We start from the raw sequence: 13,130 nt of genomic DNA, 5'->3' as shown, positions 1-13,130 counted from the left end.
GAAGCTTGAAAGTAGAGCCTATAAATGTTCGTAGAAAGGTTGATTAAAATTTAACGAAAACTTCGCTTACAATGTAATGAAGGATAAGGAAATCAGATCGACTTTTCCCTCATCCTTCTTTTTACAACTTAGTGAATCGTAATTTGATCAATCTCCCATTTCCCTTCATTCACACCCACTGCAGGTTGTAACGCTACCTGCATAATTCTTGATTTTATATCTGAGAACTCCGCTAAATCTATAGTGTATGTTTTAAATTCACTTTGATTGGGAGTGATAGGTATACTAACCCACTGCTGAGCACTCCAATCCAGCTGTCCTGTACCTGTTTTCCAGAAACCTCTCCCTTCATCCCTAGAATAAATTGCAAATTTCATTTCTTCTGCTTTAGTATTATTTTTTATTTGGAAAGTCACTTTAGAACAAAGGTCAGACTGCGTATACAACCATGGGGCACTCTGAATAGTTGCATTATTCTCATCAATTTCTCCCTTAATTTTACCTTCATCATAGACCACTTTTGTACCATTGAGTGCCATCCATCCCATGGTGCTTTTCTTAAATTGGAAAGGCCTTCCTGGAGCAGGGTACATTCGGTCATCTTCAGGAATTAAAATAGTATTGTCTTGATTAAAAAATACAGGTTTTAAGCTTGCCCCTCTGTAAAAAGCACTGATATCATGATTTTCTTGTAAAACATACAACTGCCCATCAGTCCATTCGAAAAAGCTCGTATGACCTCCTTCCAAAAAGGCTCCTTGGAATTCATAAGGACCGTAAAGATTTTTAGCCATAGCGTACTTATCACCATACACCAAATAATACCAATCTCCTCTTTTAAATAAAGTAGACTTATCACTCACTCTCACTTTCTTACCTTCCTTCGTTTGTACCAAGATAGGTTGAGGTGCTGTAGTAAGCGATTTCATATCCTCTGAAAGTGTCGCCATATAATAAGTTCCACTACCAAAACAGATCGTATAAACGCCATCTTCTTCAAAAATTTCAGGATCATAAGGCGACTCTTTTATGATATCTGTTGGAAGTAAGGGCTCACCAAGTAGATCTTTATACTCTCCGTCTACCTGATCAGCGACGGCAACCCCCGTATTATGGTATCGATTGGAGAAAAACCAATAATACTTGCCATTTCTCTCGCAGATGTCCCCTGCAAAACAATTGGGTAAATCACCGATATATAAATCTTTAGGGTGAATGCTCCTATGGTATTCCCAATCTTTCAAATTAGTAGTAGACCATACTTCCCATCTATCCATGGGGAAAGAAGTCATAGGATGCCAAGTCTGATCATGTCCGCAGATGATATAAAGTGTATCTCCTTTCATCAGAGCATGTGGATCTGCCATACCATGCTCCTCCACAATTACATCTATCTTTAGTGCATCGGGATTAATCCCATAGGTAAGTTGAGGGGATTTTTGGGATGTTGAACACCCTACAAAAATACAAACCATCAAAAGGGGTAGTAGTCTCACAAAATCTTTTAAATAATCACTCATTTTTAGTTACATTTCATTACTTCAATAAAATAATGAGTTGAAAATAAAAAGAGGGGCACTAAAATTAGGGTGAGGTATTAACAAACCACCTTAGTTCACCGTAATTTAGCCACCATATTAACGGATAATCCATAATCCCCATCTTACAAACCGTAACCTCTGTGGCTCTGAACACTTTGTAAACCAATTTTTCAAATGTTCATGATATTTGGAAATCAGGAGGTTTCTGATGATTTGAAGAGCACTGATGACGCTTTCGCTTAACATTCGCACCATTGAGCTCTATATCATTTTAGTTTGGTAGGAATATCCTTAAAGATAGCAGAAACCTCGATTGATAATTTAATTACAACACCTCTACCACTTTTACTATCTCATCCAGCCTTACTTTCTCCCCATTATCAAGTACGGCGTATTCTACTTTTTTCTCTACAACAAGCGTTTTTATCACTGCTTTCACCTCACGTTCTTTTAATTGAAAATGAAGAAGTGTTTGATGCATAGCCCATATTTCATACTGATCATAAGTGGCACATGCTATGGGTTGATAATTTTTATTTTTTGACATCTTTGTACGTTTTTTAATAAGTAGTAATTGTATCGAATAACTGACAAAAACTACCTACAATTTCATTATAAAAAAGCGGAAAATGTAGTTTTCACTCCACACCTTCCGCTTTACAAAATTTTCTTTCTTCAAGGTTTAGATAAAAGCCTAAAAAGGATTTATAGTTTCCTCTCCGCTTTATCTCTTTCCTTGATAAAAAACTACTGAGTAACAACAACCGCTTCTTCTTTACGGATTTCTTCTTGTTGTTTTTCCTCGTACTTCAATGCTTTTCTCATACCCAAGGCATACCCCAAATGTACTCCTTCATGTACATTATTAAATTCCACAGCTTCGGCCACTGTATGAATCCTAACACCAAGGCCTGTAACATACGATTCGTATTTTCTGAAAATACCTGCTACCTGATCTTCATCTAGCTTTTCCAGTAATTTGAGAGCCAAATACTTCAGTTCATTGACTTCGTCTTCAGAAAGGCTTCGTTCTGGTTTTGATCCTTTACGGAACATCTTGATCCATTTCTTGTCCATTGGTGGCGTCAAGCCAGAAAGGCCATACGTAAGCAGTTGATGGGTGACGATTGCGTGTCCGAAATTCCAAATGATGTTGTTGTTGTATCCAACAGGAATAGTGTTTAATTCCTCTACGGAGAATTGGTTAATAAACTCAATAAATCTCTTGCGTAATTTTCTAGTAGTGTTCAACATGAAATAGATCCTTAGGGATGATAGTACTGCGTTATGTTGACTGAATTTACAAAAAAAAGATAGGACTTTTAAAGTATTTTAAGAAAAAAAATAAAGGCCTTGTAACACAATTTTGTATTACAAGACCCTGATATTGTACTTTTTATATAGAATCATAACTGGCTGAAAGAAGGTTAGTTTTGATGCATATTACATGTTTCTAATAGAATAATTCGATCCATGTACGCATTTATCTCTTCCTCCACATTATATTTTAAATCTTTGCTAAATTGGATATTCACAAGACGATCTAATTCTTCTTGTAAATCAGCAATTTTTGATTTTAAAGAAACTCTTCTGTTTAACTCCTCAATAATTGCCTCTAAATGCGGCACATTGTGAGCAGTTATAAATACCTTCAATTCCTCTTGATCATCTGGTGCTAACCCCTCATGTGCAATACGTGCTAACTTCAACCCCTCTACTAGATCTGCAGAACTAATATATTCGTAGAATTTTTCCTTTAAAATTTCTGATAGAAAAGATGATGAGATATTCATAGTATTTGTTCCTTAAGTATTACAATGCTTTCATTTCTTACACATTAACTACTTCAGCAATGAAATGGGTTAATAATGTTTACTTTATTTTTAAACTCCTAAGTACCTCATTGCGTTCAATTTATTGATTTGCATTAACAATTAACTTTGAGAAATAGATTAGAACATCTGAATTTTAATACACTTTAAACTCATTTTTCGTCAACTCCCAAATTACATTTTTACAAACTTTCAAGGTCTCACTTCCAAGCACACTTCTTCTTCATTTTCCCATGACTGAAAAAACAAAGCAAAAAAAGTTAGGCTTTGAACACAAAAGCTAAATTTCACTCCACTCACCTATTAAAAGGCTAACTCGATCAAAACTTTGTCGTTTTGAGATGTTCAAACAACAAAATCATTTTTAACGGTTCATTCCATGAAATTCTTAACGCATTTTCCTTCAAGGCCGATGAAAGCACTACCATGCTAATGGTAGAATGGCCACTGGTGCGAATGTTAAGCGATAGCGACATTCGTGCTTTGTAGATGACAGAAATCTCCTGATTTCTAAAAACCTTATAAAATAAAAAAGAGCCTCGCAAAGCAAAGCTCTTTTCCAACCCAAAAACTAACTATTTCTCATTGCTATAATCTTTAATGATTGATTTACTCAATACAATCATCTTTATATCTTCAATTCAAAATGAAGCAATCATTCACTTTGAATATTGTTCTCTTTTGTGTTTCCTATATCTTATACACCTCACCCCACTTTCCCCCTACCTTTTTTATAATAAACAAATGTTAATTTTAATCTTTTTTTTATTACACATTAAAAACCAGCATTTTACATATCACTTTTCTTTAAAAATTTTTGATAAAAAGAAATTAATTTATCTAATCTGTCCCTTTCCAATTCAGTATCATAGAGATAAAATGATATAACATTAAAAATTATTTAATGATTAATTTTTAAACATAAATTGATTAATAAATAAACATTACTATATTTACAACTGCTCTCCCTTTAGCAATTAGACACTAGCAAAAAATATCGATTCAACATTTAAAGGAAATTAAAAAATGACAAGAGACTTATTAGGGAGACCTCAAAATAAATATGCACTCATTGATTGTAATAGTTTTTATGCATCATGTGAAATTGTTTTCAGACCCGATTTGGAAGATAAACCCGTAGTTGTCCTTTCAAATAATGATGGGTGCGTGATTGCAGGCAATAAAAAAGCAAAAGCACTCGGCTTTAAGATGGGGACACCTTTCTTTAAAATGAAGTCCGTAATGCAAAAGCAAGAAGTGGCCGTTTTTTCTTCGAATTACGCACTGTACGCTAGTTTATCACAACGTATCATGGCATTATTGAGACAATATGGTTCTGCTATTGAAGTCTATTCTATTGATGAGGCTTTTCTGGATCTCACCAATACTGAAGAAACCACTGGGATTGGAACATTAATCCGGGAAGATATCAAAAAACAGACGGGAGTTCCGGTAGCAGTTGGGATTGGAAGTACCAAAACCTTGGCAAAACTAGCCAACCATATTGCCAAAAAAGATCCTAATTTTCCTGGAGTATGTGAACTTAGATCTTATCAGGAAGATATAAAGTATATTGCCCATTGGCCCATTGATGAACTTTGGGGAATTGGCCGGCAGCACTGCAAATCATTACAGGAACATAATGTATTTACCATTGGCAGCTTTATGGATCTACCAGAGGCTTATATCAAAAAGAAATGGCATGCTCCTGTTTGGCGTATCTATAAGGAGCTACAAGGCGTTAGGTGCCATAGCTTTAAAGAAAAACCTCCTCTAAAACAAGGGATAGGTACAGCTAGAACATTTGCTTCTCCTATTAATGATTGGAGCAGGTTAAAAGAAATCATGTGTGGCTTTGTCGCTTCAGTTGCCGAAAAACTTCGAAAACAACATAGTTTGACACAACAAATTTCTGTTTTTGTCATGACAGATAAGCATAGAGAACAAAATCACTACTATGCCAGTGAAAAAATCACATTAGATGTTCCTACTGATGACACCACTATCTTAATTAAAATTATGACAGTTTTGTTAAAAAAAGTTTTCAAAGTAAAGCATAATTATAAAAAAGCAGGCGTACATCTTATGAAAATCACTTCTAACCAGTCTTTTCAACAAACACTAAACAATGTGCACGAGACTAAAAAAGTTGAAAAAAAATTTCATCTATTAGGTACACTAGACCGCATTAACAGAAAATATGGAAAAAATACCTTAGTCTTTGCTTCTCAACGATTAGCGGCTCGCCAACCTTTTGACATGAAACAAGAAAATAAGTCCCAGAAATTCACAACAAATATTAACGAAATTGCTTTTGTACGATAATTTTATTAGAAATAACTAAGGAAGTATACACAATTTAGGAGGTTTCAAACATTTAAAAGTGGACTTTTATAACATAAACAATAAAAACATTACGTAAGCCTCAACTTTTTCTATCAAATGCATTGCATAATTATAGGATTTTACTGACATTTGTAATGTACATTTCTAAGAAGGAGTTAAAAGGTACTAAAGTTTAGTTCTCAAGGGAACAAAAAGTACAGAAATTCAGTTAGATAAGTACGAAACAAAAAAAGTCATAAAAGTACTCTTGATTTATCATCAAGGGGATATTTATAAAGAACTCATTTTTAATTGGTTTTAGTTTTTAGCTAAGTTGTTAAAGGTCCTGCTCTATGAGCACGACCTTTTTCTTTTTATGATATTTTAAGAAACAGAATCCAATAAAAAAGGCCTAAACCCTATTTCATTGATTTAGACCTCCTTTTTGCAACGCACTAGTACTACTTATTGTAATCCTTTTGCTAGATACTCGATGATTACTTCGTGTTCTACTTTTATATCTCTTGCAAGCATTGATTGTGCTCCTAACATTACAGTACCAGCAAAAATCATCTTGTTTACATCCCCATTAAAAAGTGTCATATACGCATCTCGTATATATCTCATGAATGGGTTTGCTCCTCTTCCTTTTGATTCTAAAAACTGAATGAGAATTTGATTGTCATAGAAGAAGTCAATTTCAAAACGATAGAAGGCAGCGATTGTTTGTTCTAATTCTTGGTATTGCTTGGCTTTTCTTTCACCAATAAACTTTACGATCTCATCAACTAAACCGTATTCACCATCAAAGCGAGTATAAAAAACCTTGGTCGTTGTACCACAGTGTGCCGCTAATTTTCTTAAAGACCACTCCCCTCCATCCAAAACATACTGTATAGTCATCTCAACCATGGATTCTTTAGAGGGAGCCGCATTTTTTCGAGTTTTAATCATTTTCGTACTTTTCGTGCTAATTATTTAATTCGTAGTATTGTGACAGTCATATGAAAAAATGAAACATCGTTTCAAATATGATATTTTTTCAGGAAAAAACAAGTGATTTTAGGCAAAACAAACAGGTTTATAAAGCGTTTTAAGCCCTGTTAAGAAGTCGTTAACAAAAAAAGTGGTTGACAATAAATAGTTTTGCAATAAAAAGAAAAACAAATCTATGAAGGCGAAAGAATTACATCAGCAATTAACCCAAGCGTTAACCGCTATTTATGATGAAAATGAGGCACAAAGTATTGCCTATATTTGGTTGGAAGAACGCCTTCAACTCGATAAAGTAAACATACTTTTAGATCAAAAAGAGATCGATATTGCCACCACTACTTATGATACCGACTTGGAAAGGCTATTGGATCATGAACCGATTCAATATATCATTGGTGAAGGTGATTTTTATGGGCGAAAGTTCCTGCTTAATCAAGACACTTTGATTCCTAGATCAGAAACGGAAGAGTTGGTATGGCATATTCTCCAACATCATAAGGAAGGCCTACTGATTGATATTGGTACAGGTTCTGGATGTATTCCAATTTCACTCGCTTTGGAAAGTCAACTTCAAACTATTGGATTGGATATCAATAAAAATGCACTGGAGAAGGCCACCGAAAATGCCAAAAAACTAGGAGCAACTACACAATTTTTCCATAAAAATATATTAGAAGAAAATCTAGACGATCTTGATCAACCTGATGTCATGGTGAGTAATCCTCCTTATGTCACAGAGGCTGAAAAAGAAATTATGGATGAAAATGTGGTGCGATATGAACCCGAATTGGCACTGTATGTTTCAAATGAGGATCCTTTGATTTTTTATAGAAGAATTGCCGACCTCGCTCAAAAGCGTTTGAAGAAAAACGGATGGCTCTATTTCGAAATTAATGAACAGTTCGGTAAAGAAACGGAACAGCTTCTAATAGAAAGAGGTTTTACAAACACTGAGATCATTAAGGACTTTCAGGGTAAAGATAGAATCGTAAAAGGACAGTTGTAAAATCTGTATTGCAAGTGTGCAAGGTTAAATTTTCGCACACCATAGTTGAAACTATGATGTGCGAAATTACTTGTTCTTAGTACATCTTTTTTGGATTCTTAAAGCACGAATGTCGCTTCCTCTTCACATTCAGGCTAGTATGCAAACTAAAATTCATTGACCATTTCAAACTTACTTTCTCCAATTACAATATTGTCTACTAAGGCTTCTACAACTACGTTTTCTTCCGTTTTCCCTGCCTGTACCAATAGTAAAACTCTCCCCTCAGAAGTAATACAATGATCTGCTTTGAAAGAATTCGTATTGTCCGTTAAACCATTATCAATACCGATGATTTTTGCATCTCCTTTTACTTTGAACTTGATGTCTTTATTAATATGTTTTACTGGATTACCATCCACATCATGTAATTGAGCGACTACATGTACCACATCTTTCCCATTGGCTTTGACTTTTTGTTGGTCAAGGTTCAATTTTGCGTATTGTGGTTTATTCGCAGTCTTGATTTCATATTCTGCCACTACGTTTCCTTTTGTTTTGGCTACAGCTCTAATTTTTCCTTTTTGATAAGGAATAATCCACTTCATTAGTCGGTCTTCATTGTCTTTTAAGCGTTGAGTACCCAATGATTTTCCATTAAGGAAAAGTTCAACCTCTTCGGCATTTGTGTAAGCCTCGATATAAACAGATTCATTGTTTTCGTAATTCCAATGACTATTCAAATCAGCCCAGTGCCACTTTGTAGGTCTTTTCTTTTGGGGATTTTCTATTATTTCTTTTCCTTTTAATAAATAATGAGAGTCAGCGGTTCTCTGAGTAGCGAAATATACCGAAGGCTCGTCATTCCATAATGTTTTGAAGAAATGATACACTGGCATTTTAAAGCCCGCAATATCCATTAATCCAACTCGTGACGCCTTGCTTGGGTATGTGCTTGTTTCTCCCAAATAACTGATGCCTGGCCATAAGAATACACCCGATATAAAATCTCTTTCTAAGCAATCTTTCCATTCCTGCCACTGTGCCCAGTTTTCAGAACCATAAATCACTCGATTGGGATAGGCTTCATGATGAGCATCGTAATGATGTGCTTGATAATTGTAGCCCGTTACATCTACTGCATCACAATACCCCGTAAGGTTTCCGGCTTGTGGCAATACCTCTCCTGCCGTTGACGGTCGAGTAGTATCTTCTTCCTTCACCCATTGATGCAATTGACGAGCAAGTGCAACTAACTGTAAGTTTCCACCACTTGTCTTGTCCAATACTTTATTAAAATCAGCTTGATTAGAGCTTGCCGTTTTCCAATAATAGCCAAACGTCCATTCAATCTCATTCCCAACACTCCACATGATCACTGAAGGGTGGTTACGGTCTCTTCTGATCATATCTTTCAAATCACGTTCTGCCCATTCTTCATACAAACCTGCATAACCTGTGGCTTTGTCTCCAAAGTCAAATTTCCAAGCATTCGGTTTATCATCAATCCACTTATTTTTATTGACGGTCCACTCATCAAAAGCCTCCACTTGTACCAAGAAACCCATTTCATCACACAAATCCATAAAGTCAGCCGATGCAGGATTATGTGCCGTTCGGATGGCATTGACTCCCGCTTCTTTTAATAGGCGAAGTCTACGTTTCCATACATCAATCGGAACGGCACTACCCACTGCACCTGCATCATTATGTAAGCACACACCTTTTAGTTTTTTGTTTTCTCCATTTAAGAAAAAGCCTCTTTTTGCATCAAAACGAATCGATCTTATACCAAATGGAGTGGTATATTCATCCAAAACTTTTCCATCACTTTCCAATGTGGTCAACAAATGATAAAGATTAGGATCATCATCTGACCAAAGAGAAGGCATTTCAATCGTCAGTTCCTGTTTAAAAGTATTCTCTCCTGACTCAACTTCAACCTCTGAGTAACTTGATTTCACCACTTGTCCTTTTGCATCCTTGATCTGCTGTGTCACTTTAATGTTTTTTGAAGATTGCTCTTCATTCACAATTGAAGTTTTGATGGCCACTTTACTAATCTCTTTACTTACCTCAGGAGTGGTTACAAAAGTCCCCCAATGTGCAATATGAACAGGATTGACTGTCACTAATTTTACATTTCTGTAAATACCACTTCCAGGGTACCAACGTGCATCCATAAAGGCTTTTCGATTCACCTTCACAATAATCTCATTGGCTTTTTCTCCATAGTTTAAATGGTCTGACAAATCAATCTTAAAAGCAGAATAACCATAAGGTCTACCTCCCACATATTTGCCATTAACCCAGATTTTAGAGTCTCTGTAAATTCCATCAAATTCAATCCACGTTTTCTTCTCTTTTGCTTTTGATGGCATTGTAAACGTTTTCTTGTACCACCCAATTCCGCCAGGAAGATAGCCTGTACACCCTGCCGTATTATCGTGTGTATACTCCATTTCAATACTCCAATCGTGGGGCAATGTCACTTCCCTCCATTGTACTTTATCCTTTTCCACCATTTCTGAATCGATGGAATCTGCCCAATAGAATTGCCATTTTTCATTAAAATCGGCTGCTACTCTTGGTGATGTTCCTTTGGTGTTGCATGCTCCTAGTAAAGCGAAAAGCAATAACAGGAGGCTATATTTTTTTATATTTTTCATTGTTGATTGTTGTTATAATTCAAGTGTGTGCGCGTGCATTACTAATGTTATTTTATGTCTTCCAATTTCGAGTACACATACTATTTATGTTCCTTTGTTTTGAAGTCGGGAGACTTCGCCAATAGTCTGTTCCAAGTGACGTCTATCGACTTAACACTTGAAACATTCCCTTATTTGATTATTCTTGAGCGATAAATGCAATAGCTTGCCCGCCACTTGTTGCCAATTTGATTTCTAATTCATCCTTTGAAGTCACCTGCTTTTTAGAGATTTCTACAGGATAAGGATTGGTGACCCAATCCGCATCTTTTCCATCGGCATAAATGATAGCTTCATACGTTTTAGCAGGGTCTAAGAAATCTAATTTTACTGTAAGTTGACGAGCATTTTCGTCTGTAATACTTCCCAAATACCAGTTATCCGTACCTCTTTCTTTTCTCGCTACAGTATAATAATCTCCTATCTTAGCATTCAATACTTTGGTTTTGCTCCAATTGGTCGGTACTGTTTTCAGAAATTCAAAAGCAGGTTTTCCTTCATAGTTTTTAGGTAAATCTGCTAACATCTGGATAGGACTAAACATCGTTAGATAATAGGCCAATTGCTTCGCTACAGTGGTTCTCACTCGAATTTCAAACTTCGCCCATTTTCTTTGCGGAAGCATCACTTCAAAAATGCCCGGTGTAAAATCTATGGGGCCTCCCAAAATTCTTGTAAAAGGAAGTACCACACCATGTTCTGGAGAATTTCCTTTGCTCCATGCATTATACTCTTGTCCTCTCACACCTTCACGAGCCATGATATTCGGGTAAGTACGCTGTTCGCCGGTAAACTTGATCGGTTCATGATTGATGATCAATAATTGATGTTTCCCTGCCGTCTGAATCATTTTTTTGTAGTGACGCACCATGTATTGCCCATGATGATGTTGTCTATAAGTATTTCGTTCATAATCATAATTCACATCCCCGGTGTACCCCACTTTCACGGTTTTAATCCCCAAGTCTCTACACATTTTAAATAGCGTATCCATCCTTGGTTCATAATGATCTATATCCGAAATCGTTTCATGATACATCATCATTCTTACCCCTTTTTCCTTGGCGTAGTCACACACCTCTTGAATATTAAAATCACTTGTGGATGTACTCCAATCAAAAATGCCATAACCGGTCCACGATCCTGTCATATCATCCCAACCTTTATCCCATCCTTCAATCAAGACATCTTTAATACCGTGTTTTGCTGCAAAATCAATATGGTATTTGGCATTTTCAGTCGTCGCTCCATGAGGTCTATTTTTGGACAATGGTTTTCCAAATTGCGTTTTCTCTGCCCATGAAGTTTTTCCAATATGCAACTCCCACCAAATACCGATGTAAGTATACGTTTCTATCCAATCTGTATTCTCATAAACACAAGGAGGATTTAAATTCATAATCATATTAGATTCCACTAAATCACCTGCATTTTCACCCATTTGTATCGTTCTCCAAGGAGTTTGAAAAGGTGTTTTTGCTCTCACCAAATCGCCATTCATCCAAGGTGTCAAGTGAGCTTTTAGATTCGGACCATTTTTTTGATTCAGTAAATTCATCCCTGCATAATCCGTCAAATCTGCTTCATGAATACTGATCACTAAATCATCACTCACCTCCACCGTTAAAGGGGTATTACACATATTGGCACGTTCTTCCTTATCGGGTCTTCTTGCAAAATTTACTGTATCACCAATAGAAGTAATTGGAGAGTTATAATACTCTTTTTCATAATTATCATAATCCGCAAAGTTCCACCAAGCCTTGTAATCCCCTGCAAAGTTGAACGCTGTTTTTTCATCCATGATAATAAAATCCTTCAGTTCATTTTGTGCCGGAAAAACATAACGGAAAGCGATTCCATCATCAAATGCTTTTGCTATGATGTCAATCAAAATACCACTTTTCTTTTGCTTTAAATGTAAGGTCAATTCATTGTAATGGTTCAATACTTCTTGATGTTGCCCCCATACAGTTTCCCAAGTTGTAGAGCTTGATGTAATCGAAGAGGAAAGTACCTCAAAATCATCACTCAAATCTGCCTTTTTCAATGTAAAACCAAGAGCTGATTTCGTCAGGACAGGACGATCAATTCTTTGAATATCATAAAAAACTCGTCCTTTTTCATCGATAGAAAAATTGATTTTGTTTTTAGCATCAGGCGATGCTACTTCTAGTACTTCATTCCGTCCACAAGAAAGAAATACAATAGACAGTAATAGTAAAAAAAAAGATTTCATACTTTGATAGTTTTGTTAATTCAGTGCTTTATTGAATACCTTAAGATAGAAAAGGGGCAGGTAGAGAAGCCGTATAAATAGTATGAAAAATCGGGTAATTTTTAAGAGAGTATAAAATCGAGGAATTATTACCTTATAATACTGTTATTTTTTAGGGGGAGGATTCTTTCACTTTCAACTTTAATAAGGTACTAAAGTCTTTATAATCAATAAAAAATATCGTATTTCAAAAATATATTCATTGTATTTCAAACTATCTTTCTACAAGGTTTAATAGAATCTACTTTCAAATTTCCTTCTTCTTCATTTTTTCCATTGCTAAAAAAGCTAGGTATACTACCAAACTAAAATGGTAGAAAGCCTACTGGCGCGAATGTTAAGCGTAAGCGTCATTCGTGTCCCACTGATCATCAGAAATCTCCTGATTTCTAAATACCATAAATATTCGAAAATTTAGTTTACAACATAGTAATTGCATTGTAAACTAAATTATCGTTAACTTTC

At 35.6% G+C, this 13,130-nt stretch carries 9 protein-coding genes; 2 read left to right on the top strand and 7 right to left on the bottom strand.

Annotated features, from left to right (window positions below; translation table 11 throughout):
- Positions 1-128: 128 nt before the first annotated feature.
- The 4 genes from PL77_RS31245 to PL77_RS28945 all read right to left on the bottom strand — a co-directional run bounded on the left by PL77_RS31245 (position 129) and on the right by PL77_RS28945 (position 3,334).
- Positions 129-1,520 (bottom strand): family 43 glycosylhydrolase, encoded by a 1,392-nt coding sequence (locus PL77_RS31245; RefSeq protein WP_052444830.1) that lies wholly within the window; start codon positions 1,518-1,520, stop codon positions 129-131.
- A gap of 346 nt (positions 1,521-1,866) precedes the next feature.
- The gene (locus PL77_RS28955) at positions 1,867-2,088 is read right to left on the bottom strand and encodes a Rho-binding antiterminator (protein ID WP_044213265.1); all 222 of its coding nucleotides are present in this window, start codon (positions 2,086-2,088) and stop codon (positions 1,867-1,869) included.
- A gap of 200 nt (positions 2,089-2,288) precedes the next feature.
- Positions 2,289-2,795, bottom strand: coding sequence for a DinB family protein (locus tag PL77_RS28950; protein WP_044213264.1), 507 nt, complete (start codon positions 2,793-2,795; stop codon positions 2,289-2,291).
- Between the two features lie 173 nt (positions 2,796-2,968).
- Positions 2,969-3,334, bottom strand: a complete 366-nt coding sequence (locus PL77_RS28945) for a hypothetical protein (protein ID WP_044213262.1) — start codon at positions 3,332-3,334, stop codon at positions 2,969-2,971.
- Positions 3,335-4,399: 1,065 nt separating this feature from the next.
- Between PL77_RS28945 and PL77_RS28940 the strand changes: the two genes are divergently transcribed.
- The gene (locus PL77_RS28940; protein WP_044213260.1) at positions 4,400-5,698 is read left to right on the top strand and encodes a Y-family DNA polymerase; all 1,299 of its coding nucleotides are present in this window, start codon (positions 4,400-4,402) and stop codon (positions 5,696-5,698) included.
- 465 nt (positions 5,699-6,163) lie between these two features.
- On the opposite strand, the gene PL77_RS28935 is transcribed toward PL77_RS28940, so the two are convergent.
- Positions 6,164-6,652, bottom strand: coding sequence for a hypothetical protein (locus PL77_RS28935; protein ID WP_044213258.1), 489 nt, complete (start codon positions 6,650-6,652; stop codon positions 6,164-6,166).
- 217 nt (positions 6,653-6,869) lie between these two features.
- On the opposite strand from PL77_RS28935, the gene prmC reads away from it, so the two are divergent.
- Positions 6,870-7,700: a peptide chain release factor N(5)-glutamine methyltransferase gene (prmC, locus tag PL77_RS28930; protein ID WP_044213256.1), complete on the top strand. Its 831-nt coding sequence runs from the start codon at positions 6,870-6,872 to the stop codon at positions 7,698-7,700.
- A gap of 146 nt (positions 7,701-7,846) precedes the next feature.
- Here prmC and PL77_RS28925 read toward each other — a convergent pair whose 3' ends face one another.
- The gene (locus PL77_RS28925; protein WP_052444829.1) at positions 7,847-10,348 is read right to left on the bottom strand and encodes a glycoside hydrolase family 2 TIM barrel-domain containing protein; all 2,502 of its coding nucleotides are present in this window, start codon (positions 10,346-10,348) and stop codon (positions 7,847-7,849) included.
- Between the two features lie 178 nt (positions 10,349-10,526).
- Entirely contained in the window at positions 10,527-12,626 is a 2,100-nt protein-coding gene (locus PL77_RS28920; RefSeq protein WP_044213254.1) for a glycoside hydrolase family 97 protein, read from the bottom strand.
- Positions 12,627-13,130 lie beyond the last annotated feature (504 nt).

It is taken from the genome of Flammeovirga sp. OC4, assembly GCF_000812565.1.
Lineage (GTDB): Bacteria > Bacteroidota > Bacteroidia > Cytophagales > Flammeovirgaceae > Flammeovirga.
The sequence above is the reverse complement of the archived record's forward strand: the minus strand, read 5'-3'. Positions and strand labels throughout refer to the sequence as shown.